Genomic DNA, 25,308 nt, shown 5'->3' with positions numbered 1-25,308 from the left:
GATAAAATCTCGGTAGTTCTTTACATACCCACTACACAAGGATTCATAGTTTTGTAATTATCACTTACTATGCAAGTTTTATTTTTTTGTGCGAGTGAGGTTTCCTCTATTTCTTTTTTTCCTTCATTGTCTTCTATGGCATTATCGCCTATTAGATTAAGTGAAGCTGTTTGTTCAAACTCCATATCAGTTTCAGGTAATTCTGGTTTGTTTGGGTTATCTATATCTCCTCCCTTGCCTGTGATTTGATCTAACTTAGGATTAGTGTTTAATATTACATTAGCAAAAGCACCAACTACTTTGAAATTTTCTGTATTGTTATTATTTTGCCAATCAATTAGTTTTCCCTGATTTTCATTGATTGAATCTGCTAAAACTTGACTCTCTTTCATTAGAGTATTTATTTGGTCTTTTAAAATAATAAATTCTCTATCATCTGCGCTTGCAAAACCTTTATTGATTAAATCCACATAAGTATTGTAAGCTTTGATGGCATTATCAAGCTCATTTTGCTTAGTAATAAGATCTTTTAGATATTTATTAGAACTATTCACCAAAGGTTCTAACTCTTTTAGTTGATCGAATTTGCCTTTGATATTTTCGGTTGTATTATTTACTTGGCTTAATATTTCATTTTTAACACCAAAACCATTTCCTTCAAATTTATCTTCTGAAGCAGTGCTTAAACCATTGTTTTCATAAGCTAAAAGAAAATCTAAGCTTTGAACTACTTCTAAAGCTTTAGTTTTATCACCACTTAGAAAGTATTTGGCTATAAATTCAATCTTTTGATTTTCACTCATATTAGAATAATTTGTTTTATCTTCTAGCATTTTTAATAAATCACTTATATGTAATTTATATTTTCCATTGGTGATATCAGCAATGATTTCGTTCTTAATCATTTCTTTAAGTAAATCATTTTCATCTAAAACAGCTGTTTTATTGATAATATCTTCTGCGTTAGGGATATAATCTGTATTTTGTGATGGTTTGGATGGTGGTATTATAGGAAAGATAGGTTTAGAGATAGTATTAACATGATTTATAAAATTTTCATACGCTTGTTCCTTATTACTATCAGAATAAGCGTATGCATTAATTTTATTAACATTATTAGCATTTTTATTAAAGTCTTGTTTATTTAGATATTTATCATCAGCTGTTGCATTGGTTAAAGTATCTTTTTTATAATAAATGTGGATATTATCAAATGCTATTTCTTTAATATCTTCCATGCCACCATAAAATTTACCTGTAAAATTATTTTTATTATTATTATTATTAGCTGTGATTTTTGCATCCTCATCAAAATACATATAAATATTTTTTAAATTTATTTTATAACTATAACCATTTTCAGAACCATCATAATTAGGCTTTTTCATTTTTTCAATAAAAAATCCTGCAAATCCTCCCGCATAAGCATTTTCGGCCTTACTTGTAATATTTGATACCCCTTTTAAAGAAATATTATTTACATCAAAAATAAATTGTTTATTGTAGTATGTTGTATAATAAGATATATTGTTTCCAATAAATCCTCCCGCATAAGCACTTTTAGATTTTGATGTGCTATTTATATTAGCAATGTTTTCAAGGAAAATTCGTTCAAATTTTCCTTCCATAAGCCCTCCTCCTGCAAATCCACCAGAGTGCGAACAATCGTTAGAAATGCTTGAGATATTTTCTATTTTTTTAATTATGATATCTGAAAAATTATTTTTTTCATTAGCATAACCAACAAATCCACCAACATAAATAGTATTTGTTTCACTATTACCACTAATATTTCCTATTTTATTCAAAGATATATTTGAAAAAGTACTACCCATGCTTTCACCAACAAATCCACCAATGGAAGAAAAATCATGTTTAAAATTACTATTACCACTAATATTTCCTATTTCATTTAAGGATATATTTGAAAAAGTACTACCCATGCTTTCACCAACAAATCCACCAATGGAAGAAAAATCATGTTTAAAATTACTATTACCACTAATATTTCCTATTTCATTTAAGGATATATTTGAAAAAGTATTATTATAAGCCGAGCCAGCAAAACCACCAACAGGGCCAACAGAACCACCGCTGTTGATACTTCCTATTTTATTTAAAGATATATTTGAAAAAGTAGCATTATCAACCCTACCAGCAAATCCACCTATCCACGTTGGATAACCTTCATAATCATCATAACCATTAATACTTCCTATATTACTTAAAGATATATTTGAAAATGAAGGATGTGAAGGCGCAAAAGAGGTTCCTATAAATCCACCGACCCAACTAGTACCTTTTGCATTAATTCCACCACCCATATAATCTACATTTATATTTTTAAAAATTGCATCCTTCGCGCTTCCAAATATACCAACAGATCCCCAATTAGTAATATCTATATTGATATTTTTTAGTGTAAATCCTTGACCATCAAAGGTTTTGGTAAAAAATTCACCACTACCTACTATCATATTAGTATACTCATTAGCATCTTTTTTACCATCACCATTTAAATCTACCCAGTAATTTGCATAGTTTTGTCCACTACATACTCCATTTTTACAATTAGCTCCAAAATCTATATCATTAGTAAGTTTAAAGGTATTCCCCGCTACATTGTTTCTAAAATCCTTATTTTCATTCCACCCTTTAGCAAAATGCCACCAGTCTACATCAGAACCTATGCTAATATATTGATTGTATGTTTTTTTGATTTTGTTGTTTATATTTTTAAATTCATTGTATTTTCTTGTAGGATTATAATAATACCCAGTAGCACTTAAATAAGCAATTCCTTTATTTTTTGCTTCAGTAGTTAGATTTTTAGAATTTATAGTAGAAATATCTACATAAATTTCATTACCTTTTAAATCTATATTATCTGCTGTGATTTGATTGAATTTTATTTTATTATTTTTATCATCCCAACTAGTATCAGCACTTAACATTACTTTATTACCTTGTAAAGTAATGTTTTTAGCATTAATATTACCCATATTTACCACATTACCTGCTTTGTTTGGTTTAAATACAGGGGAAAAGCTTAAACCATCTTCAAAGCTTTTTAAGTTAGCAAATGCTTTCATATCCCCATCACTCATCGATGAAGTCGAAGCCACAAAGCGATTAGCATTGATAGTTCCTGTTTTAGTAATGATTACTCCATTAGGATTGATTAAAAATACATTATTACCACCTGCGTTTAATATACCAGCTATGGTAGATTTACTAGTACCGTGGGCAATATTTAGGTAGTTTTTGTCTTTACCTCCAAAATTTACCTTTTCTCCATTTGCTATATTAAATCCACCACCCCATTGGATAACTGAGTTTATTCCATTTCCACTAATATTCATATTATTACCATTAGTGGTTATAGTCCCACTTGTGCCATGAGTAAATTTACCTCCACTAGGTAAGGCCATTAGTGGAGAAAATAACATAGATACAGTTACACCTGAAAGTATTATATGATTTGCTAACTTTTTCATGTTGACTCCTTTTTGAGTATTATTTTTAATTTAAATTTACTACTATGCTTTTTGCATCATTACTTACACTTAGAGTGTATTTAACTTTTTGTGCTTTTGCTTTGATATTTTTGTGTAAGCTTTTATTGTTTTTTACTAAGAAATTTAATAAGCTTTGTAAATCTTCTTGATTTAAATGCTTATTATTTACATCTACAAAGCCTTTTTCACTTTGCATTAAAATAATGCTTTTATTTTTTACATTATTGTTTGTATATATATTAATAGAACTATCTTTAGAAAGATTAATCACTTCTTTAGTACTTAAATAAGCTTTAGCACTATCTTTTAAGATAAAACTAAAATGATCAAAGTTATTGATAGTATTTGCTTTTATGCTTGTATTTAATACTAAATGATTATTAGTACCATTTTTATGCATTAGTGCTTTGGATACAAAGTTATTATCTTCTTTAGTTTGTAAAAAGCTACCTGCTAATACTTCTATATCAGTATTATTAAAAATATTAGTATCACCACTTAGATATAAGGTATTATTATAGCTTTTATCATTTTTGCTATATACACCAGAAGCTGCTATGATGATAGTAGAATTGTTTTTATATTCATCTATATTTAAATTATTAATATGAGTATAATTATCATGAGTATTTTTGGCTATACCAGCACTAATTACTATTTCACCTTCTCTTTTATCAGAAGCTGTACCTAGAGCTAGATTATCAAAGATAAAAGTATTATTAGCACTTTCATTTTTAGCATTAATAACATAAACATTAGAGCTAGCTGCACTTGAATAATCTTTAATATTTAAAGTATTATTGTTAGCATTTTCATTCGCTCTTAAAATGATTTTAGAACCTTTATCTATATTAGAAGCATTAGATAAAGATTGCACCATATTGTAATTAATAGTATTTTTTACGACTTCATCAGCTTCTATAATAGCAGTGAGGTTTCTACCTGATTTTACATTGTCTAAAACTATACTATTAGCATAAGCACTACTTGCATAATAATCTTTATTATCTATACTGGCTTTACTCACTCCATATAAGTATAAAGGCATAGCTATGTTTGAGTTTTTAATATTAATACTATTATTATTTGCTTTAGAGCTTAGGGTTTGTGCTGCTATGATTTGAATTTTATCTTGATGGTTTTCAACAGTAATACCTTGGGTTAAATCCCCATTGATGTGTATACTATTTCTATTAGCTCCTTTAGTTGCTACCCCTCCATAAAGATTAAACTCGTTTTTACCTGTAAAATTAGAATTAATCTCAAATGGCTTTTTAAGATTAACACTAATACTATTATCATTAGCCACACCATTATTAGTTACACCTGCATAAAAGTCTAAGAGTGCTTTTACTTCTACATTGGTATTTAATGCTAATAAGGTTTGTAAGTCTTTTATGTCTATGGTGTTTTTATAGGCATTACCTTGTATGATTTTACCCCCAAAGATTTCCCCTACTAAGATAGCATTATAAGCTAATGGGGTATTTTTAGTATCTACTCTTAAATCTAGTTTTAAATCATTGATTAATACTTTATTTGAGCTTACTTCATAGCTTTGATTATTATTAACATCTACAAAGGCTCCTCCTAAGTGAGTAGCAGCTGAAGTTGAATATGCTCCACTTGGACCATGTACTAATAAAGAAGCTCCATCTATAACAACCTTATTATTTTTAGCATTGCCATTATAAGTAATTGCTCCAATTACATGGGTCATTCTCTCATCAAAGATATTATCTCCTAAAGCACTTTGCATATAAGGGGTGGTATGAAAGTCTATTTTTACTCCTTTATTTAATATAACAGTATTATTGTTAGCATTAGCGTCCACACCAAAAGCACCTAATACATAGGGAGCTCCATTTAAAGGTAGGGTATAGGTGTTTTCAACACCCATGTTTACATAAGCATCTTTTAAATAATTTAAAGTATTATTACTTGCTTCACCTTTTCTTGCTATAGCTGGAGTGATTAAAAAATTATATTTATTATTTAAACCAGTAGCTTTAGGATTAGCTACTTCTTTATCGGTAGGTTTTAAATAATATACTGAAGATAATTCTCCTGATTTTAATACTAAGGTGTTATTATTAGCTTTTGCATTAAAGGTATAAGCAGAAACTAAAAAAGGTATATAACTGATTTGATTTAGGGTAGTATTAGCTGAGTTAGAACTATGAAAGCCATTAACTACAAAAATATCTTCTTTGATACTTGGAGTAAGGATATCTTGTTAAAATATAAATCATTCATTTTAGAATGAGTTTTATCTTTAGGATTATCATAAATTAAAGTGATATTTGAAAGATTTTTATTGCTAGCCATTTGACCATAGAAATTTTTACCATTTAAGAGTTTATAGCTATTAAGATTATAATCATAAGCATCATTATTCTCATAATGATGTTTTTCAATAATATAAGCATTAGAAGTTTTATCATACTCTGCCTGGGTGGCAGCTTCTAAAGAACTTAATGAAAAGATAGCAAACAAATAAAGTTTTAAAAGATTGAAGTTTTTATAATTTTTTAAAGAGTTTAAGACGTTTAAGTTAAAACGAAAATTATCATTCCCCCCCCCCCACCATGAGGTGGTTTTTAGGTAGTCTTTTATTCATTGAAAAAGTCCTTTCAAAAATAGTTAATGTATTTGATTGTTTTATTGTATATTTGTAATGATTATTACTAATATTTTAATAACAAACAGTATATATTAATACTATATTTATAAATTTGAGCTTAATTATAAACAATAATAAAATATTAGTATAATAATAAGGAGTTATATAGGCTTGTATGTATCTATAAATAGGTTTTATAAAGATAAAATATATTATAAATAAGTAGCTATAATTTTACAATTTATTGTTAAAAAGGCATTATTGTGAGTTTTTTGTGGATTTTATTTCAAGAAAATAAATTTAAAATCATTCTTTTTCTACTTTTTAGTATTTTTACGAGTATATTGGGTGTATTGACTTTGGTTTTTATTAATGAATTTTTATTAAAAACTAATCTTGAAAATTCAAACATCATTGTGTATTTTGTGCTTTTATTGCTTGTGTTTTTTGCGAGTTCTTCTTTTGTAGAAATTGCTCTAAGCTCGTTTGGACAAAGTTTTATTTTTAAAATGCAAAGAAGAGTTGTAAAGCAAATTTTAGATACAAGTGTTTTGAGTATTTTAAACACTACTAAAGCAAAGATTTTAGCTTCTTTAAACAATGATGTGCGTAGTATTTCTTTTGGGCTTTTAAGACTTCCTGAATTTATACAATCAAGTGTTTTGATTGTTTGTGTAAGTGCTTATATAGCTTATCTTTCTTTGGAAATTTTCTTTTTGTGTCTAGCGTGGATAGTGTGTGTTTTTTTGGTGGATAATTTTTTGATGAGCAAGGTGTATTTTTATTTTAAAAATGCTAGAGAAAATGATGATGCTTTGCAAAAAAACTATCAAAATATTTTACAAGGGCATAAAGAATTAACCTTAAATCCTTTAAGAGCAAAGCATTATTATGAAAATGAGTTTGAAAAAAATGCTCTAAAAAAGAAAAAAAGCTCCACTATGGGAAATATTTTGCATATTTTATCTAACAATTGGAGCAATAGCGCTATGCTAGCTTTAGTAGGAGTGGAGTTTTATATAGCTTTAAATTATGAGCTTGCTAGTTTGCAAAGTGCTACGACTATAGCTTTGAGTGTGCTTTTTTTAAGAGCACCACTTGGAGCTATGATAGGAAGTTTTCCTACGCTTATGATGGCAAAAATCGCTTTAGATAAAATTTCAAATTTAAATTTAGAAAATTATTCTCATGAGTTTAAGATCGGTCAAAGTGGTAAGACTTGGCAAAAACTTTATTTTAAAGATGTGTCTTTTGCGTATAATGAAAAATTTGCCCTAAAGCCTGTAAATTTTGAGCTTGAAAAAGGCGAATGTGTATTTTTAATAGGTAAAAATGGTAGTGGTAAATCTACTTTTTCTATGATTTTAGCTGGACTTTTTACAGATTTTAAAGGAGATATTTTTTTAGATGATGAAAAAGTAACTTCGGAAAATATTTATGAGTATAGAAGTTTAATTAGTGCGATTTTTAGTGATTTTCATTTATTTGAGCATGTTTTAGAAGATGAGAAATTTAGTAAAGAAGACTTAGCATATTGGCTTAAAATTTTAGAATTAAATGAAAAAGTAGAGCTTGTGGAAAATACTTTTAGCACTATAAAGCTTTCAGCTGGGCAGAAAAAGCGCCTTGCTATGCTTGTTGCTTTACTTGAAAAAAGAGATATTTTGATTTTAGATGAATGGGCAGCTGATCAAGATCCTATGTTTAGAAAATTTTTTTATACCAAATTGTTGCCACTTTTAAAACAAAAAGGTATTACTATATTTGCTATAACGCATGATGATGCGTATTTTGATATGGCTGATAGGATTTTACTCGCACAAAATGGAGAAATTTGTGAATTAAAAGGCGATATAAAAGAACTAGCTAAAAATGCAGTAGAAAAATTTTAGGCTTTGAAAATCAAAGCCTATTTATTTATTTTTTGCATAAATTTCTTTTTCAATATCTATGTAAAATTTAGCGATAGCTTTGTAAGCTTCTTCCCAAGCTTTTAATGTAGTTTCATCTGCATTTAGCACTACTTTAATAGCCTTTAAAAGACAAGCACCTACTATAGGGTAATGTTCTTCTTTGACATTTAAATTTGTGTGAGTGATAGCTACTTTATCAACAAAACTTCTCATATTTTCTAAATTTTCTACATTTTTTGCCGCCATTAAAATAGCCATTGCCAAAGCTTTTGGTTGCTCACCTGAGGCTTGTTTTTCCATATTAAACATAGGTTTTACTTCAGGGTATTCTTCAAACATGATTTTATAAAATTCTTTAGTTAAAACTTCGCCATTTTTTTGTAAAATTGGCACGCAATCTTTGATGATTTGAATTTGCTCTTGAGTCATTTTATCTCCTTAAAATATGTATTTTTGATGATTATATAAAAATGAGAGAAAAAATATCTTGATTTATGTTAATTTTGTATTATTTTACTTTAAAATGATTATGTGTATCAATTTAAGTAAATATAAAGTGAATTATTAATATAATAATCCTTATCAATTTCAAAATTTAAAATTAAGGAAATTTATAAAATGAAAGCAAAAGTAGTTTTACTATCTTTATTAGCTGCTATGAGTTTAAGTGCTCAAGAGCTTACGATTTATTCTCATAGACATTATGATGCTGATAAAGGAATTTTTAAATTATTTCAAGAAAAAACAGGGATTAGTATTAATGTAGTGCAAGCTAAAGCTAATGAACTTGCTAAAAGATTAGAAGTTGAAGGTAAAAACTCAAAGGCAGATTTGTTTATGACTGCTGATGCGGGAAATTTGGAACAAGTTCGTACAAATAATCTTTTCGTATCGGTTAGCTCGCCTGAGCTAGAAAAACTTTCTCCAAAAGAATTAAGAGGCAAAAACAATGAATGGTATGCTTTTACAACAAGAGCAAGAATCATCATCGCTTCTAAAGATAGAATCAAAGATGGAGAAATCAAAACTTATGAAGATTTAGCAGATCCTAAATTTAAAGGTAAAGTTTTAGTAAGAAGTTCAAATAATGTTTATAATATCTCTTTATTAAGCGCTATGATAGATACTTTAGGCAAAGAAAAAGCAAAAGAATGGGCACAAGGCATAGCAAATAATCTTGCACGCACTCCAAAAGGTGGGGATCGTGATCAAATTCGTGCAATTTATGCAAAAGAAGGCGATGTAGCTATATCAAATAGTTATTATCTAGGACATTTAGCAAATTCAAAAAATCCTAAAGATGTTGAAGCTGCAAATTCGGTAAAAGTGATTTTTCCAAACCAAGATGATAGAGGAACACATATCAATGTAAGTGGCATAGGTGTTTTAAAAACTTCTAAAAATAAAGATGCTGCGGTTAAATTTATTGAGTTTATGCTTTCAAAAGAAGCACAAGAAATTTTAACAAACCAAAACTATGAGTATCCTGTTAATAAAGAAGTAAAACCTGCTAAAATTTTACAATCATGGGGTGAGTTTAAAGTAGAAAAACCAAATTTTGAAGCTTACTGGGGAAATGCTAAAGAAGCTTTGATGATTTTTGATGAAGTTCAATGGAAATAATTAAGGAAAAATAAAATTTGAAATTCTTAAGTCTAAGGTGGTCTTTTGCCACCTTTTTTTTCTGTAGCTTAATCATACTGCCTATACTTGCTATCATCTTACATCTTCCTTTTATAGATATTAACACCCTAAAACATTTGAGTAAAAATGTCTTACCAAGGTATATTTTTGGTAGTGCTTTTATATTGTTTGGGACTTTAGTATTGTGTTTGATTATAGGATTAATTAGTGCTTATTTGATAGCTTTTTATAAATTTTTTGGCTCGAAATTTTTTGAATGGTTTTTGATTTTACCCTTGGCTATACCTTCCTATGTAATGGGTTTTGTTTGGATTGATTTGTTTGAATTTCAAGGCTTAATACCTACTTTTTTAGGTGTTGATAGGCGTATAGATATCATGAATGCATATGGTGTGATTGTGATTTTATCTTTTGCACTTTATCCTTATGTGTATTTTTTTGCTAAAAATACTTTTGCTTATGGACTTGGAAATATCATTTTAAGTGCTAAAACACTTAAGGCCTCTAATTTGAAAACATTTTTTAAAGTGATTTTGCCATTTTGCCGTGTGGGTATAGTGGGCGCTTTGCTGTTGGTGGCTATGGAGGTTTTGAGTGATTATGGCTTGGTGGCATATTTTGGCGTAGATACTTTTAGTGCAGGAATTTTTAGAACATGGGGAAGTGGTGGTGATGAAGTTAGTGCTGTGGCTTTGAGCGTGGCTTTGCTTGTGTTTATCGCACTTTTGATGCTTTTAGAAAAAATTCAAAGAGGTAAAAAAGGCTTTAATCAAAATGTGTTTTTACCCACTCCAAAAGATGAGCTAAAAGGCACTAAGGCGTTTTTAGCCTTTTTATGGTGCTTTTTAGTGGCATTTTTAGCCTTTGTAGTGCCTATTATGTGGCTTGTTTATTGGGTTGGGTTTGATTTTATGCAAAATTTAAACAATGTCTTAACCCCTGCATTTTATAGCATTAGTGTGGCTTTGGTGAGTTCTTTTGCTATTGTGGGAGTGGCATTTTATTTGTGTTTTGTGGTGCGTTTAAATGACACAAAAGCATCTAAAATCATCCTTTGGCTTACGACTTTGGGGTATTCTTTACCTGGAGCTGTAGTAGCTGTGGGAATTTTAGTGATTTTGGGTGTGTTAAATTATATTTTTGATCTTTTGTCCTTTGAGTATGCCATAGGTGGTGGATTTTTAGTGTTGTTTTTTGGGTATTTTGTGAGATTTTTAGCTTCTGGAATTTTTGCAACTCAATCAGGCTATGAGAGAATTTCAAAAAATATCGACTATGCTAATTTAACTTTAAAATCAAAACCATTTAAAATTTTCACTCAAGTTCACTTTCCTTTGATGAAGCATTATTTAGCTTTGGCTGTGGTGATTATTTGTGTAGATATTTTAAAAGAATTGCCTATTTCAACTATACTTTCACCTTCAGGTTTTCAAACGCTTTCATCGCTTGTATTTGCTTATAGTGAAAATGAATTAATTTACAATGTTTCTTTGCCATCTTTGATTATAGTGTTATTTGGGATTATCCCTACATTTTTAATGCATTATTTGCAAAATAAAAACAACCAAAAAGGATAATAATGGAAATCTTAAAAATTGACAATCTTTATAAATCTTTTGGAAAAACAGAAGTTTTAAAAGGAATTTCTTTGAGTTTAAGAGAAGGTGAGATTGTCAGTATTTTGGGAGAAAGTGGTTGTGGCAAGAGTTCTTTGCTTGGTTGTATAGCAGGTTTTTTTGAAATCAATGATGGCAGTATTTATATAGGGGATAAACTAGTTGCTTCTAAGAATGTGTATTTAGCCCCACAAGAGCGTGATGTTGGAGTTTTGTTTCAAGATTATGCTTTGTTTCCGCATTTGAATGTAGAAGAAAATATATGTTTTGGTATAAGTTTTTTAAGCAAAAATGAGCAAAAACAAAGGCTTGATGAGGTTTTGGAAATTTTAAATTTAAATACACTTTTAAAACGCTATCCAAATGAACTAAGTGGTGGACAAGCCCAAAGGGTAGCATTAGCAAGAACTATAGTTGCAAGACCAAAAATCATACTTTTTGATGAGCCTTTTTCAAATTTAAACCACACTTTAAGCGTTAAAATGCGCAAAGAAATCAAAAATATCTTAAAAGAGCATAAGCTTAGTGCTATTTTTGTCACACATGATAAAGACGATGCTTTTTATTTATCAGATAATATCGCTTTGATTAAGGATGGGAAAATTTTAGACTATGGAAGTGCTAAAGAGCTTTTTTATAAACCTAAAAATATAGATAGCGCTTGCTTTTTAGGAGAAGCATTTTTTATAGATCCAAATACCATTTTAGATGAGAATTTCAAAGCATATTTGCAAAGCAAAAACGGCATTTTACGCCCTAATGATATACAAATTTCAACTTCACAAACCACTTTAAAAGCCAGTGTTTTAGAATGCGTGTTTTATGGGGATTTTTATGAGTTAAGTGTGAGTTTGGAAGGACATATTTTTAGTATTTATCACCATAAAGAACTTGGTAAAAATGATGAAATTTATCTTAAGTTAAGCGAGGCAAAAGAGTTTTAAATCATAAATTTAATAAAGTTTATATTAAATATCTTATAAAATATAAACTTTAAAGGTTTAAAATGATACTTACAAATAAACTTGGTATAAAAAATCAACTAGAATTAGCCAAAGAAGAAGAAAGAATAAGCAAGCTAAAGGCAAAAGCTTTATTTGAAAGTGGTTTTTTAGATACATTAAAAGCAGGAAGTTTTGAAAGCTTAAGGATAATTCATCAAAAATTATTTGAAGATATTTATGATTTTGCAGGAAAAATAAGAGAAGTAAATACTTCAAAAGGAAATTTTAGATTCGCTCCTGCTGTTTATTTACATGAGGCAATTAAAAAAATAGAACTCATGGAGCAATCTTGCTTTGAACAAATTGTAGAAAAATATGTAGAAATGAATGTAGCTCATCCTTTTAGAGAAGGAAATGGCAGAAGCATGAGAATTTGGCTTGATTTAATACTTAAAAAAGAGTTGAAAAAGGTGGTTGATTGGAGTTTGATAGATAAAGAAGATTATATAATGGCAATGCAAAGAAGCCCTATTAAAGATGTAGAGATAAAAATTTTACTTCAAAATGCTTTGAGTGATGATATTCATAGTTTTAATATTTTTGCAAGAGGGATTGATGCAAGCTATTATTATGAAGGGTATACACTCTATAAAACAAAAGAACTTTTTTGATGGTTTAAAGCTAGTTTTGTAATTTTTATTGATACAAGCTTGTTAGTCTCAAATTCATCTTAATTGCAAAAGATTATTTAATAATAAAACATTAGATCGTAAAATAAAAACAAAATTTGCTAAAGATTATAAAATAAAGTAAAATCACAGTAAAAAAGGAAAATAATGATTAGTGTAGAATTAATAGAGCATATTTTTAAAGCTGCTTCCATATCAAGATGGAATGATTATCCAAGAATGACAAATTTGGTCGAGCTTGATAAGCAAGCACATAAATTTATCATTGCTTATTTCATTGCTAAAATGGAAAAAGATGTCAATATGCGCTTTATCATAGAAGCTGGAATTTTTGAGTTTTTAAGTAGGGTTGTAGTAACTGATATACGCCCTGATGTATACCATGAAATTTTAAGAACTAAAAATGATCAAATGAGTGCTTGGGTGTTAAGTAAAATTGCTCCAATGATACAAGATATAGAAAATGGCGAGTTTTTAAAACGCTATGAAGCGTTTTTACAAGGCAAAGATTATGCAAAAGAAAGGCTTATTTTAAAAGCTGCTTCGTATTTTGCTACAAGATGGGAATTTAATATAGTTTATCAAACTAGCTCATTTTTAAGCGATATTGATGAGATTAAAAGCAAGGTAGAAGAAGAATTAGAAGATTATTATGAGTTAATTGGCGCAAGAAAGATAGCGCTAAATCAAAAAATAGCTAAAATCATAGACTTAAGCGGAAGACTCCGTTTTCAAAAGCGTTGGGCTCAAACTCCTAGAATTCCAGAAACTGCAGTTTTAGGGCATATGCTTGTGGTGGCGATTTTATCTTATTTTTATTCTTTAGAAGTAAATGCATGCGATAAAAGACTTGAGAATAATTTTTATTGTGCTTTGTTTCATGATTTACCAGAAAGCTTAACAAGAGATATTATCTCGCCGGTAAAATATGGCATAGATGGTTTAAATGAGATTATCAATGAATATGAGATGAAACTTATCAATGAAAAAATTCTTCCCTTTGTACCTCATTCTTTAAAAGATGAATTTAGTTATATTTTAGGCATTAGAAAAAAATCTGATCTTGAAAATGTTTTTATAAAAAATGAATTTGAAAATAGAACTTATAAAAATGCAAATATATCAGTATGTAGTGGTAGTTTAAACTCTTTTAATGATGATGAATATGGCGCTATAGATGGAAAAGCTTTAAAATGTTGTGACAAACTTGCAGCATTTATAGAAGCAGCTTTGTCTATTAGCTATGGTGTAAAATCAAAAGAATTAGAAAGTGGTTTTAAAGGAATGTTTGAAAATTTTAAGGAAAATCCTACTATAAATGGGGTAAATTTCTTTAAAATTTGTGAGGATATTAAAGAGTATTTTAAACTTTAAACCCTCTCCCAGATGACTGCGGCACACACTAAGTCTAAGTGCTCTGCTGTGTTCCCACCCTGAAGCGGTGCTTAAAAATAGCATTGCACAGGTCTAAGAGAAGGCAGTTGAAATAATATCTTAAAATATCTTAAAAAACATTGAGGTGAAGTATGTTGAGTATATTTACAAACTTTTTATCTAAATTTAGAGAATTTTTTGTTCCTAGTCATTTGTCTTTAGAATTTAGAGCAAAATCTTTTGCGGCTATTATTGTGGCAAATAAAACTATAAAAGCAGAAATTTGGCAAGTTTTGGCTGATATTGCGAGTGAAGTTTATCCAGATGATAAAAGCAGGCAAGCAATTTTAGTGCAAACTTCTAAAGAATATGTAGATAGGGTTTTAAAAAATGAGCTTAGTTTAGATGCTTTACTTAAAAATATTGCTTCACTTTTAAAGAAAAATCCAAGATATGCAAAAAAGATTAATTTTCATAGACTTGAGCGTTTGATAGATAAAAATGAAGAAGAAGCTTTGGTGCAACTTAGGGTTTATGAGTTTTTTGAGCAAGAAATAAAATATATTTTAGAAAAAAATTCAAAAGAACCATCATGAAAGGCTAAAATTAGCGTTTCATGTTGATTGCTTTTTGTATCATTTGATCAGCAGTTGTTATACTTTTACTACTTGAATCATAAGCTTTTTGTAAGGTGATTAAATTTGTAAAAGCTACGGATAAATCCACATTTGATTGTTCTAAATAAGAGCCTTTAAAGGTTGCTGTGCTGAAATTTCCATTTGCATCAAGTAAAAAGGTAGGATTTCCACTATTGCCAGTTTGCCCATAGAGATTTTCCCCTAGTTTTTCCAAACCTTGTTCATTGGTAAAATTAAACAAAGCAAGCTTGGCCATAGGAATTTGCTCTCCGTTTGTAAATGTTGCTATGATAGTTCCATCGGTATTTATAGCATAATTATTTAAAAATCCTTCGCCTTTGCCATCTGTTTGTGTGTGAACTGAAGGCTTTTTATTTTGCAAAGCATGAAGTCCATCATAACCTGAATTTGGCTTATTTGGGTCATAAAATGAACCAAGATTGATATTAACTTTAGTTCCATTGTTATCTACTGAAGTTAGGGTATTGCCTATTAAGGCCCCTGATTCATTAAAAGTAATTAAACCCTCGGTAGTTCCACCTATTTTATTGCCATCATTATCATACACTTGTGCAACGGCTTTGTATTCTAAATTTGTGCCATTTTGTGGTAAAACTCTATCTAATTTTACTTTTACCCAACTAGTAGAACCATCAGGATTGATTAATTTTGCTGAAAGTTCAGAGCTATCAGCCACTTCTTTTTCTACACTCAAATGAGAAGATTCTAATTTTGCATTTTCTAGGTCTATTTTATCTATTTTTTTATTTTCTATATTAAAAGCTAAATTTTCATCTAAAGTTGCTTGAAGTGTTTCGCTAGCGCCTTTTTCATCTTTTATTGTGAAGTATATAGTATCACCTGGCTTTAAACCAAAAACTTGTTCATCTTTTACACTTCCTGAGATGTTAACCGTTCCATCTTCATTTTTTGTAAAATTAAATTTAGAAGCATCTACATCTACTTTTACAGCTTCTGTTTTTGTGCTTGTGTCTAAATTTCCACTCCAAGTTATATTTTGGGTTGGCTGAGGTGGTAGGTATAAATTTTTAGGCACAGAAATAGGTCCTTGAGTATTTACTCCACCTATTTGGAAATTTTCATTAGGCTTTCCTGTGATAGCTGTGGTAACTTTTTGACCAAGTTGTTGCCCAAAAATATTTGAAACCCTATCGCTTAATTGAATTTCTTGTAATGATGGATTCATAGTTCCAAGGACATAATTTCCATTTGCATCTACTAAATTTCCATTTGCATCAGGTCTAAAAGCACCATTTCTAGTATAATAAACCCCATTGCCATTAGAAACTCCAAAAAATCCTTTTCCAGCAATTGCCACATCAAATTCATGATCGGTAGCTACTAAAGGGCCTTGCTCAAAAACATCATTTGTGGCTCCTGCTACACTACCATAACCAGTTTGACCTTTGTTGTATGATTGAGTTGTAACAGTGCTGTAAAATACATCTTTAAATGCTACATCAGAGTATTTAAAACCTACGGTATTAACATTGCTTATATTATGAGCAGTATTGTCTATACCATAACTTTGAGATTTAACTCCATTAACTCCATTATAAAATGCTGTAAACATAGTTTTATCCTGTGATTTCTTTCAAATCTTCCCATTTAACCCAGCTTCCGCCCATACCAACTAAGGCTTCGCCATTTTCAAATCTAACCCCAGTTATAGGATAAGCACCATAAGTTGAGTTGACTGTGTTTCCATCTTCACCTATGTAACTTGCTCTTACATAGTATTTGCCAGATGGTACAGGATTACCACTATCATCGGTTCTATCCCACACAATTTGCTTCATACCCGCAGTCATATCTTTAACTTTCATTGTTCTTACAGGATCACCAGCTTCGTTATAAATAGTAAATGTTACAGGTTCGCTATCTGATTTATAAGATGAATCGATTTTAGCTGTTTTTATGTCAACACTTGGTTTATGTCCTATTATTTTAAAGGTTTGATCTTCGCTAACAACTGCTTTAACCGTCTCTTCTTGACCCTTATCATCAACTAATTTTACATAAATAGTTTCTCCAGGTTTAGCAATTTCTTTATCTACTTTACCTGTGATATCTAATTTATCTTCACCATTTTTCTTAAGTTCAAAACCTTCAGTATCAATATCAGTTTTCTTGCCTTTTTGAGGTTCTTTTGGTAAATACATATTAATTTGAAATTGTATATCATCATCTGCTACTACAAGATAATCATCTTTAACTGTTGCGAGTTTACCCACTGCAGCTAATGCGCTCATACCAGTACTTGCTGCAATAGAATTTTGTAGTTTTGTCATAGCGTCAACTAGTTGGGTCATGGTTTTATTGGTATTATCTTGCATTTCAAGTGCTGAAAGTTGTGCTGTTTGAGTAAGCATTTTTTCTGTATCCATAGGATCGGTTGGATCTTGGTGTTGAAGCTCGATTAAAAGTAGCTTTAAAAATGCATCTTTATCAAGCTCTGCACCAGGGTTGTAGACTAAACCGCTATCACCACTACTTTCACCTGCTTTATTGTTTGGGTTCATTGGCATATCTTTGGTATTTAATGCCGCTAAAGGACCTTGTAAGTTTTGTGTATTTATATTTGACATAAAAATCCTTTTTTATATATTTTTAAAGCTTAAAGCAAAAAATATTCCACTTAAAAATATTTTGCTAAAACCATTTCTAAACTCGGTTTTTCTTGAATTTCTCTTTCAAAATTCACCTTATCTTCCTTGCTGTTGTTGTTTTGTTTGTGTTTTTGTTGTTGATTTTGTTCTTTTCTTCCTTGATCACTAAAATTCATTTCTAAGTTAGTAAAGCCCATATTTACCAAAGCATTTTTAAACTCAGCTTGATGTTGCATGAAAAGATTTAAAGTATTTTGATTAGAATTAAAGCTAATGTTTAGATTAGATCCTCTTTGAACTAGTGTTACTTCCACTTCTCCTAAATTATGAGGATTTAAAGTGATACTAAATCTTGTAATAGGTGCTTTATAACTTTCTAGTTTGTCTTTAAATTCTTGGGCAAAATCATTGAAAGTTTCTTTCATAGGAATATTTTGATTTTTCACAAAATTATTAGAAACTCTATTCATTTCTTTCACGTAAGAATTTAAATTTTCTTCATTATGATCACTATCATCTTTTGTAAGTTCTTTGGTGTTTTTGAAAATGTCACTAAAAATATCTGTGTTTTGAGTATTTTTTTCTGTTTTTAATTGTTTTTCTTGAGGATTTAATAAATTTTCTAAACTAATTTTTAAATCTTGATTTTGATTTTGTAAATTTTGAGTATTTTTTGTATTTGTTAACTCAACTTTTAAGTCTTTTGAATTTTCCAAAACAGAGCTTATTTTTTTACTAAAACTATCTTCACTAGTGGTTAATTTTTCATTTTTTAATACTTCTTTAAAATCTATTTTTTCTTTATCTTTAATTTCTTTTTTTAAGTTTAAATTTTGAGTTAGATTGATGAGTTCAATATCATTTAATTTATCATTTTTACTAATATTTTTTATATTTTTTGTGTCTTTTATTTCTTTGTTATCTTGAATTTTTTCTATAAATTTTTCTTTAAAATCTACATTTTGAATATTTTCTTTTGCTTTTATATCTTTTTTTGGAAGTTCTATATTTTTTAAAGCAGAAGAAAGTAAAGAAACACCTTCGTTTTCTTTGCTTTTTATATTTTTACTTGAATTTGGCTCTTCTTTTAAAAGTTTGGTGATTTTTTGATTGATTAAATCTTGAAAAACATTAGTATTGTTTTGTTTTTGTGGTTCAATTAAATCTTTATTATTTAAATTTGGTGCCTTAAAAAACCCTTTTTTATCAAGATTTGGAAAAGCTTCTTTTAAATCTTTGATTTGTTCAAATTTTATATTTTTTATATTTAATCCAAGCTCTTTTGCTATATTAAAAAGTTCATTGATATTTTTTATATTTTTTAATTTGTGTAGGTTTTTTTCAAGAGCTAAAATAGCAGTATTGTCTTGGACAAGTTTGTTTAATTTTATATCCTTGCTGTCACTTTGTAAAACTTCTAGCAAAGAAAGAATTTGCATGAAATTTGCACCCTCAAAAAGCTTTAAGGCGTCCTTTTCGTCTAGTTGAGCTTTATCATTAATGGTTTCTTTTAAGCTTTCATTTTTATTTTCTTTTTGTGGTGCTTTAAAGTCTTTTGATAAACTTCCATCTTTTTCGTCTATAGCTTGCAATAAAGAATTTAAAAATTCTTCCCCATCGCCATTTGAATTATTACTTTCTTTGCTAGGATTTTCATTTTGTGGAGCGATGCTTAGTAAGTTTAAAGCATCGCTAGCTTGGATATTTGACATTAATTAACCTACTAAAAAATTATTTTTTGCTAAATTTGGAAATAAATTTTGCAATTGTGCTGCACAATCAAATTTTAAATTTTCATGAGAAAGATTAAAGTTTTTAAATATTACTAATAATTCTTCTATATTTTTAGCATTTAAAACTGCATTTTCATTATGAGCATCATCTAAAATTTCACTTACTTTACTTGAAAGTTTTGCATAGTTTAGTTCTTTTTCTTCTTTTGAATTTACAACTTCTAAATAATTTAAAAGTTCCATAAAATGCTTACTATTTAAAACTGAAGTTCCTTGTTTTTCTAAGTTAGCGTTAAAGATTTGAGTTCCTAAGTTTGACATATTTTTCTCCTTAAAAATAATTCTTACCCAAACAAAAGCAACAAGTGTTCCAATTTTGCAATCTTAATTTTTAAGCAATTTTTTTATATAATATTAGATTTTAAATTTAAGACTTTGGAGAAAAAACTTGGATAATATCAGAAATATAGCCGTTATAGCTCACGTTGATCATGGTAAAACAACTATGGTAGATGAGCTTTTAAAACAATCAGGAACTTTTAGCGAGCGTGAGCAAATAGCAGAACGCGTTATGGATAGCAATGATATAGAAAAAGAAAGAGGTATTACTATACTTTCTAAAAATACTGCTATTAATTATAAAGGCACTAAAATAAATATCATAGACACTCCAGGCCACGCTGATTTTGGCGGTGAGGTTGAGCGTGTTTTAAAAATGGTAGATGGGGTTTTGCTTTTAGTTGATGCTCAAGAAGGGGTAATGCCACAAACTAAATTCGTTGTAAAAAAAGCTTTATCTTTGGGGCTTAAACCTATAGTTGTGATTAATAAAATAGATAAACCAGCTGCTGATCCAGAGCGTGTGATAAATGAAATTTTTGATCTTTTTGTGGCTTTAGAAGCAAACGATGAGCAACTTGATTTTGCTGTAGTTTATGCGGCTGCTAAAAATGGCTATGCAAAATTAAATTTAGAAGATGATAGTTCTAATATGGAGCCTTTATTTAAAACCATATTAGAGCGCGTTCCAGCTCCAAGTGGTAGCGATGAAAATCCTTTGCAACTTCAAGTTTTTACCTTAGGTTATGATAATTTCGTTGGTAAAATAGGAATTGCAAGAATTTTCAATGGTAAAGTGAAAAAAAATCAAAATGTGATGCTTGCTAAGGCAGATGGTTCTAAAATCAATGGAAGAATTTCAAAACTTATTGGTTTTATGGGTTTGGAAAAAATGGATATAGAAGAAGCTGGGACAGGCGATATAGTAGCAATTGCAGGTTTTGAAGCTTTAGATGTAGGAGATAGCGTTGTTGATCCAAATAATCCTATGCCACTTGATCCTTTACATATAGAAGAGCCAACTTTAAGTATAGTATTTTCAGTAAATGATGGTCCTTTAGCTGGTACTGAAGGTAAGCATGTGACTTCAAATAAAATAGCAGAACGCTTAGAAGCTGAGATGAAAACAAATATTGCTATGAAATATGAAAGCACAGGCGAGGGTAAATTTAAAGTTAGCGGAAGAGGCGAGCTTCAAATAACTATCTTAGCTGAAAATATGCGTAGAGAAGGTTTTGAATTTTGTATGGGAAGACCAGAAGTTATCGTTAAGGTAGAAGATGGGATAAAAACCGAACCATTTGAACACTTAGTGATTGATGTGCCTGATGATTTTACTGGTGTGGTTATTGAAAAACTAGGCAAAAGAAAAGCAGAAATGAAAACTATGACACCAACTGGAGATGGTCAAACAAGATTAGAATTTGAAATTCCAGCACGCGGACTTATAGGCTTTAGAAGTCAATTTTTAACAGATACTAAAGGCGAAGGAGTTATGAATCATAGCTTTTTAGAATTTCGTCCATTTAGCGGGGCAGTTGAAAAAAGAAATAATGGTGCGTTAATTTCTATGGAAAATGGCGTGGCTTTGGGGTATTCTTTATTTAATCTTCAAGATAGAGGAGTTTTATTTATAGAACCTCAAACTAAAGTTTATACAGGTATGATTATAGGTGAGCACTCTCGTCCAAATGATTTAGATGTAAATCCTATAAAAGGTAAAAATTTAACCAATGTTAGAGCAAGTGGAAGTGATGATGCTATAAAATTAGTTCCACCTAGAAAATTAAGCCTTGAAAGAGCATTAGAGTGGATAGAAGAAGATGAGCTTGTAGAAGTTACTCCACAAAATATTAGAGTTAGAAAAAGATATCTTGATCCTACTCAAAGAAAAAGAATGGAAAAGGCTAAATCTTAATGGATTTTGAAGCCATAAGAGTAGGCTTAAACAAAAGATATAAGGCTTTGCAAATTTTAGCATTTGTTGAAGCTTTAATCGTATTTTTTTTGATATTTCAATTTAGTAAAGATTTAATCATAGCTTTGTTTGGTGCAAGCTTGGCAGGGGTTTTGTTTTTTAGAATTTTAGGAAAAAAACTCTTATGGGGTCGCAATGAGTTTGTATTTAAAATGTGTGAGGAGTTTTTAAAACAAAATCATGCATTTTTTAACAAGCAAGGCTTTAGTGAAGATGATTTTAAAAAAATAGGTTTTGATTTTATCATTAAAGAATATAACTCGCAAAATACTTTTAAATTTAGTGATTTTTTCATTTGTGATGTTAAATTTAAAGATGATTTTGGAAATTTTTTTTGTGGTATTTTGCTTTATAGTAAAAATTTAAAAAAAGATATTAATTCTTGTGAAAATATTTTTGAAAAGGTAAAAGAAAAAGAATTTTCTACACAAAGAGTTTTAAAAAAAGATGATTATTTGCTCATAGCAAGTTTGAAAAATCCTTTTTTTGCTGATTTAAAAATTTCAAGCGAGTTAAATTTTAAACTTTTTAGAGCTAATTTAGAAAAAATTCAAGCTTTTATACATGATTAAGTTTAGCTTACTTAATCATTTTGTTCTAAATTATTAATTTCTTGTATTTTTAAATTCTCATTTTTTTCCATTAAATTTTGTATGGTTTGGATTTGCTCTTTAGAGGCATAGCTTATATCTTTTAAAACTATCCAAGTGATTTTTTGATTACAAGGCTTGTTGAGTTTATTTTTAAAGATATAAAAAGATTGAAGATTGTTTGGTAATAACTCATTAGCACTTAAACCTTGAACATAAAGTTTATCGCCTTCTTTTTTAGGAAAAGCACGAATGATTTTTTTAATAAAAGGATTTTCCGCACCTTCTTGTAAAAATAATGCAACTACTACTATATCGCCTTTTTGACTTACATGACTAAAATGAATTTCTAAAGGATAAGATTTTTTATCAATAGAAATTTTTGATGGACTATGGAAGTGAAAATGAGATAAATTATAAGCTGTATTATCTAGCATGATATGGCTTCCATTGCTTGCAAAATGCATTTTTATGGTATAACCATCATTTATTAAGCCAAAAGAATCATTTGAGTAGTTAAATTCTAAAGAATGATTTTTGTTTGTAGCCTTTTTACTGTTTATATTGATAAAATCTTGATTTAAACCACTTTCACAATAAATCCAGTTTTTATCTAAATTTTTCCATTTGTCTTTGTCTATGAAATTTCCATGTGAGGCATTTTGAGGCATTTGCTCATAGGCAAAAAGCATGCTAGTGGTAAATAAACCAAAAAGTATTTTTTTAAAACTCATAATATTCCTTTTTTAGCATAATTATAAAAAAACATCCCCTATAAAAAGCTTATGTTTAAAAATAATTATACTAAAATTAAATATTTATCTTAAAAATTAGCAAGATTATTCTTTACCATCTTTAATAGGCACAAAAAGGCATTCATCTAAAACTTCTTTGCTAATCTCGCCATCTTTTTTGGTAAATTTAGTGATGAATTGTTGATTTCCTATGAGTAAAGGAGCTACTAAAATTCCATCATTTTCAAGCTGATCAAATAAAATATTTGGAATGTGTTCTATATAAGCTGAGAGTAAAATTCTATCATAAGGTGCATAATTTTTCCAACCATATTGCCCATCATCAAATTTTACATGAATATTAGCATAGTTTAGTTTTTTAAATTTTTCTATAGCGCTAATCGCAAGTTTTTCAATGCGCTCTATGGTAAAAACTCTTCTAATAAGCTTACTTAAAATCGCAGCTTGATACCCGCTGCCACAACCTATTTCTAAAACACTATCAGCATCTTTAAAATCAAGCGCCATAGTCATTTTAGCCACGGTTAAAGGCGAGCTTATCCATTGATTGCCCATTAAAGGAAGCGCATCAAGTCTATAAGCATGCATTTTTAAAGGTGAAAAAATTTCTCTTGGAGTAGAACAAAAAGCTTCAAATAATTCTTCATTGATGAAAGTATTTTTACGAATTTCTTCTGCCATAGTTTGGCATTGTTTTTGTTCAAATAAATGAATCAATAAGCACCCCTTGATAAAAAGTGTTATTTTATCTTAAATTTTATTTATCTAGCTTTAAAATCCTTAAGGCGTAAAAACGCCTTAAGATTAATCAAGTGTATAAAGAATGTTTGATCCATCTTGATAAGATAAGATGTGCATTTTGCCATCTTTAAAGAATAAGCTTCTTGCATTAGTTATATTTTCTGGATAAGAGATGGTTTTTACAACTTCTTCTTTATCTAGATCAATTACAGCAATAACATTGTGCTTTTTACTTAATGCGTAAATTTTACCATCTTTAAATGCCATGGAAGTTACATAAAGATCGCCTAAAGTTTTTCCTTCTTTTAACTCAGCTTTAGGAGTAAATTCAGCTGAAAGAACTCTATCTGCTAAAGAAATTTTAGAAATTACAAAAGTTTTTGCATCTTTATTGTTTGGAACAGTTGCTGTGTACATATATTTTCCATCAGTAGTTGTGCTTAAGATGTGATGGAATTTAGCTCTAACTGTGTCAATTCTACCGCGACCAAGATCTTTACCTTGACCTTCGAAATTATTTGCCCCTTTCATAAAATCAGCATATTGTAAAGCCTCATCTGCATTAGGGTTTTGAGCAAATCTTAAGAAAGTTTTATTAGAACCCATTAAGATATATTTATTATCTAAATAAGGGATAATTCCTACGATAGGGTTGATTGTAGCTGAAAAATATGGATCTAAAACAAAATCAACTTTAGTGCTAAAATTATTATCTAGGAAAAATACTTCCCATTTTGAACTTGCAACATACTCTCCATTGATATAATCAAGTGTATTGATAGCTTTAGGAAAATCAATTTTTGTTTCGTTTGTTATTTTTAGATTCTCATCAATACTTGCAAACGGAGCATTGCTAATATTATTATCAAATTGAATACCTAGTTTTTCACTAGCAGGTGCAAAAGCAAAATCAGGTTCTTTAACATCGCGTTTTCCCAAGAAAGAAAGGCTTTTCCAGCTTTTGCTCCAACCTGAATCATCCCAAATGATGTATTTTGGATTTAAACTAAAACGAACTGGATCGCCTTGTCCGCTATATGGAATTGGCCCTGTGCTTACGAAAGCTTGAAATACATTTGAAGCTACGATAAAAGCAACAATAACCATAGCAGCTAAATTAAATTTGCTTAATTTTCTAAAGCTAGTTCCTTCCATTTCTTTTTCAAAAGAGCCAAATTTTGGAGCAAAAGCAAAAATTACACCAAGCAGTAAAACTACAGCCCAAAATACCACTTCAGCCCAAAAATAAGTATGTAAACCAAAAATAGGCAAACCAAAACCTTGATCAAGATCACGGTGCGCATGGCCACTTATATGATTAAATGATTGCCATAAACCAAAAGCTGTTGCGATTAAAAGGAAAGCTAAAAATTTACCTTTCATACCATAGCGTACAACAAATAAAGCTGCTACACCGATGAAAATCATTGATTCTCTTTGACCCCAGCAAGAAGTACAAGGGCTATCGCCTAGCATATAGCCAAAGATTAAATTTGCAATTCCAACAGGCAATAAAATAACCAAAAAACCTGCTAAGCACATTAAAAAGTAAAAGAATTTAGTTTTGTTAATATCACACATAT

20 protein-coding genes, 1 other RNA gene and 1 pseudogene are annotated in these 25,308 nt (G+C 29.4%); 9 read left to right on the top strand and 13 right to left on the bottom strand.

Annotated features, from left to right (window positions below):
- Nucleotides 1-20 precede the first annotated feature (20 nt).
- The 4 genes and pseudogenes from CLLT_RS07660 to CLLT_RS07650 form a co-directional block, all read right to left on the bottom strand.
- Nucleotides 21-3,497 carry a two-partner secretion domain-containing protein gene (locus CLLT_RS07660; RefSeq protein ID WP_115614004.1) on the bottom strand — a complete coding sequence of 1,159 codons (3,477 nt, stop codon included), beginning with the start codon at nucleotides 3,495-3,497 and terminating at the stop codon, nucleotides 21-23.
- 25 nt (nucleotides 3,498-3,522) lie between these two features.
- Nucleotides 3,523-5,418 (bottom strand): hypothetical protein, encoded by a 1,896-nt coding sequence (locus tag CLLT_RS07655; protein ID WP_041570305.1) that lies wholly within the window; start codon nucleotides 5,416-5,418, stop codon nucleotides 3,523-3,525.
- 24 nt (nucleotides 5,419-5,442) lie between these two features.
- Nucleotides 5,443-5,655: pseudogene (locus tag CLLT_RS08015) on the bottom strand (hypothetical protein); the annotation flags it as partial.
- A 56-nt stretch (nucleotides 5,656-5,711) separates the two neighbouring features.
- Nucleotides 5,712-6,014, bottom strand: a complete 303-nt coding sequence (locus CLLT_RS07650; RefSeq protein ID WP_041570304.1) for a hypothetical protein — start codon at nucleotides 6,012-6,014, stop codon at nucleotides 5,712-5,714.
- Nucleotides 6,015-6,404: 390 nt separating this feature from the next.
- Between CLLT_RS07650 and CLLT_RS07645 the strand changes: the two genes are divergently transcribed.
- Nucleotides 6,405-8,033 (top strand): multidrug ABC transporter permease/ATP-binding protein, encoded by a 1,629-nt coding sequence (locus CLLT_RS07645; RefSeq protein WP_012662215.1) that lies wholly within the window; start codon nucleotides 6,405-6,407, stop codon nucleotides 8,031-8,033.
- Between the two features lie 21 nt (nucleotides 8,034-8,054).
- On the opposite strand, the gene cgb is transcribed toward CLLT_RS07645, so the two are convergent.
- Nucleotides 8,055-8,483, bottom strand: a complete 429-nt coding sequence (cgb, locus tag CLLT_RS07640) for a single-domain globin Cgb (RefSeq protein ID WP_012662214.1) — start codon at nucleotides 8,481-8,483, stop codon at nucleotides 8,055-8,057.
- Nucleotides 8,484-8,672: 189 nt separating this feature from the next.
- Here cgb and CLLT_RS07635 point away from each other — a divergent pair, with 189 nt between their 5' ends.
- The 5 genes from CLLT_RS07635 to CLLT_RS07615 all read left to right on the top strand — a co-directional run bounded on the left by CLLT_RS07635 (nucleotide 8,673) and on the right by CLLT_RS07615 (nucleotide 14,321).
- On the top strand, nucleotides 8,673-9,677 hold the full coding sequence (locus CLLT_RS07635) for an extracellular solute-binding protein (protein WP_074692945.1): 1,005 nt from the start codon (nucleotides 8,673-8,675) through the stop codon (nucleotides 9,675-9,677).
- Nucleotides 9,678-9,694: 17 nt separating this feature from the next.
- The gene (locus CLLT_RS07630; RefSeq protein ID WP_074692943.1) at nucleotides 9,695-11,275 is read left to right on the top strand and encodes an ABC transporter permease; all 1,581 of its coding nucleotides are present in this window, start codon (nucleotides 9,695-9,697) and stop codon (nucleotides 11,273-11,275) included.
- A 2-nt stretch (nucleotides 11,276-11,277) separates the two neighbouring features.
- The gene (locus CLLT_RS07625; protein WP_074692942.1) at nucleotides 11,278-12,258 is read left to right on the top strand and encodes an ABC transporter ATP-binding protein; all 981 of its coding nucleotides are present in this window, start codon (nucleotides 11,278-11,280) and stop codon (nucleotides 12,256-12,258) included.
- A gap of 62 nt (nucleotides 12,259-12,320) precedes the next feature.
- Nucleotides 12,321-12,929, top strand: coding sequence for a protein adenylyltransferase Fic (gene fic / locus CLLT_RS07620; protein WP_012662210.1), 609 nt, complete (start codon nucleotides 12,321-12,323; stop codon nucleotides 12,927-12,929).
- Nucleotides 12,930-13,094: 165 nt separating this feature from the next.
- Entirely contained in the window at nucleotides 13,095-14,321 is a 1,227-nt protein-coding gene (locus tag CLLT_RS07615; protein WP_012662209.1) for an HD domain-containing protein, read from the top strand.
- A gap of 2 nt (nucleotides 14,322-14,323) precedes the next feature.
- Here CLLT_RS07615 and ffs read toward each other — a convergent pair.
- Nucleotides 14,324-14,421, bottom strand: an RNA gene (gene ffs, locus CLLT_RS07610) — signal recognition particle sRNA small type.
- Between the two features lie 52 nt (nucleotides 14,422-14,473).
- Here ffs and CLLT_RS07605 point away from each other — a divergent pair.
- Entirely contained in the window at nucleotides 14,474-14,917 is a 444-nt protein-coding gene (locus tag CLLT_RS07605) for a hypothetical protein (protein ID WP_012662208.1), read from the top strand.
- Between the two features lie 10 nt (nucleotides 14,918-14,927).
- Here the strand turns inward: CLLT_RS07605 and CLLT_RS07600 are convergent, their stop codons facing one another.
- From CLLT_RS07600 to CLLT_RS07585, 4 genes are read right to left on the bottom strand one after another with little or no spacing between them, the layout of a single operon-like run.
- Nucleotides 14,928-16,553, bottom strand: coding sequence for a flagellar hook protein FlgE (locus tag CLLT_RS07600; RefSeq protein WP_074692940.1), 1,626 nt, complete (start codon nucleotides 16,551-16,553; stop codon nucleotides 14,928-14,930).
- 4 nt (nucleotides 16,554-16,557) lie between these two features.
- The gene (locus CLLT_RS08095) at nucleotides 16,558-17,568 is read right to left on the bottom strand and encodes a flagellar hook capping FlgD N-terminal domain-containing protein (RefSeq protein WP_070257343.1); all 1,011 of its coding nucleotides are present in this window, start codon (nucleotides 17,566-17,568) and stop codon (nucleotides 16,558-16,560) included.
- A gap of 50 nt (nucleotides 17,569-17,618) precedes the next feature.
- The gene (gene fliK / locus CLLT_RS07590) at nucleotides 17,619-19,301 is read right to left on the bottom strand and encodes a flagellar hook-length control protein FliK (RefSeq protein ID WP_074692938.1); all 1,683 of its coding nucleotides are present in this window, start codon (nucleotides 19,299-19,301) and stop codon (nucleotides 17,619-17,621) included.
- Nucleotides 19,302-19,304: 3 nt separating this feature from the next.
- The gene (locus tag CLLT_RS07585; protein ID WP_070257340.1) at nucleotides 19,305-19,643 is read right to left on the bottom strand and encodes a hypothetical protein; all 339 of its coding nucleotides are present in this window, start codon (nucleotides 19,641-19,643) and stop codon (nucleotides 19,305-19,307) included.
- Nucleotides 19,644-19,770: 127 nt separating this feature from the next.
- On the opposite strand from CLLT_RS07585, the gene typA reads away from it, so the two are divergent.
- Together typA and CLLT_RS07575 are read left to right on the top strand one after the other, a co-directional pair.
- Nucleotides 19,771-21,579, top strand: a complete 1,809-nt coding sequence (typA, locus tag CLLT_RS07580; RefSeq protein ID WP_012662203.1) for a translational GTPase TypA — start codon at nucleotides 19,771-19,773, stop codon at nucleotides 21,577-21,579.
- On the top strand, nucleotides 21,579-22,211 hold the full coding sequence (locus tag CLLT_RS07575) for a hypothetical protein (protein WP_070257338.1): 633 nt from the start codon (nucleotides 21,579-21,581) through the stop codon (nucleotides 22,209-22,211). Before typA ends, CLLT_RS07575 begins: the two co-directional genes overlap by 1 nt.
- Before the next feature lie 11 nt (nucleotides 22,212-22,222).
- Here the strand turns inward: CLLT_RS07575 and CLLT_RS07570 are convergent, their stop codons facing one another.
- The 3 genes from CLLT_RS07570 to dsbI all read right to left on the bottom strand — a co-directional run bounded on the left by CLLT_RS07570 (nucleotide 22,223) and on the right by dsbI (nucleotide 25,306).
- Nucleotides 22,223-22,963 carry a carbonic anhydrase family protein gene (locus tag CLLT_RS07570; protein WP_074692936.1) on the bottom strand — a complete coding sequence of 247 codons (741 nt, stop codon included), beginning with the start codon at nucleotides 22,961-22,963 and terminating at the stop codon, nucleotides 22,223-22,225.
- Nucleotides 22,964-23,068: 105 nt separating this feature from the next.
- Nucleotides 23,069-23,698 (bottom strand): protein-L-isoaspartate(D-aspartate) O-methyltransferase, encoded by a 630-nt coding sequence (locus tag CLLT_RS07565; protein ID WP_070257372.1) that lies wholly within the window; start codon nucleotides 23,696-23,698, stop codon nucleotides 23,069-23,071.
- 90 nt (nucleotides 23,699-23,788) lie between these two features.
- Complete coding sequence (gene dsbI, locus CLLT_RS07560) at nucleotides 23,789-25,306, bottom strand: disulfide bond formation protein DsbI (RefSeq protein ID WP_074692935.1); 1,518 nt, start codon at nucleotides 25,304-25,306, stop codon at nucleotides 23,789-23,791.
- Nucleotides 25,307-25,308: the final 2 nt, after the last annotated feature.

It is taken from the genome of Campylobacter lari subsp. lari (genome assembly GCF_013372185.1).
Taxonomy (GTDB): domain Bacteria; phylum Campylobacterota; class Campylobacteria; order Campylobacterales; family Campylobacteraceae; genus Campylobacter_D; species Campylobacter_D lari.
This window is presented reverse-complemented; position numbering and strand designations above follow the sequence as displayed.

Excerpts from the sequence above, each read along its gene's own strand:
- CLLT_RS07660 (WP_115614004.1), bottom strand. The coding sequence starts at position 3,497 with ATGAAAAAGTTAGCAAATCATATAATACTTTCAGGTGTAACTGTATCT.
- CLLT_RS07655 (WP_041570305.1), bottom strand. The coding sequence starts at position 5,418 with ATGGGTGTTGAAAACACCTATACCCTACCTTTAAATGGAGCTCCCTAT.
- cgb (WP_012662214.1), bottom strand. The coding sequence starts at position 8,483 with ATGACTCAAGAGCAAATTCAAATCATCAAAGATTGCGTGCCAATTTTA.
- CLLT_RS07635 (WP_074692945.1), top strand. The coding sequence starts at position 8,673 with ATGAAAGCAAAAGTAGTTTTACTATCTTTATTAGCTGCTATGAGTTTA.
- CLLT_RS07625 (WP_074692942.1), top strand. The coding sequence starts at position 11,278 with ATGGAAATCTTAAAAATTGACAATCTTTATAAATCTTTTGGAAAAACA.
- fic (WP_012662210.1), top strand. The coding sequence starts at position 12,321 with ATGATACTTACAAATAAACTTGGTATAAAAAATCAACTAGAATTAGCC.
- CLLT_RS07615 (WP_012662209.1), top strand. The coding sequence starts at position 13,095 with ATGATTAGTGTAGAATTAATAGAGCATATTTTTAAAGCTGCTTCCATA.
- CLLT_RS07605 (WP_012662208.1), top strand. The coding sequence starts at position 14,474 with ATGTTGAGTATATTTACAAACTTTTTATCTAAATTTAGAGAATTTTTT.
- CLLT_RS07600 (WP_074692940.1), bottom strand. The coding sequence starts at position 16,553 with ATGTTTACAGCATTTTATAATGGAGTTAATGGAGTTAAATCTCAAAGT.
- CLLT_RS08095 (WP_070257343.1), bottom strand. The coding sequence starts at position 17,568 with ATGTCAAATATAAATACACAAAACTTACAAGGTCCTTTAGCGGCATTA.
- fliK (WP_074692938.1), bottom strand. The coding sequence starts at position 19,301 with ATGTCAAATATCCAAGCTAGCGATGCTTTAAACTTACTAAGCATCGCT.
- CLLT_RS07585 (WP_070257340.1), bottom strand. The coding sequence starts at position 19,643 with ATGTCAAACTTAGGAACTCAAATCTTTAACGCTAACTTAGAAAAACAA.
- CLLT_RS07575 (WP_070257338.1), top strand. The coding sequence starts at position 21,579 with ATGGATTTTGAAGCCATAAGAGTAGGCTTAAACAAAAGATATAAGGCT.
- CLLT_RS07570 (WP_074692936.1), bottom strand. The coding sequence starts at position 22,963 with ATGAGTTTTAAAAAAATACTTTTTGGTTTATTTACCACTAGCATGCTT.
- dsbI (WP_074692935.1), bottom strand. The coding sequence starts at position 25,306 with ATGTGTGATATTAACAAAACTAAATTCTTTTACTTTTTAATGTGCTTA.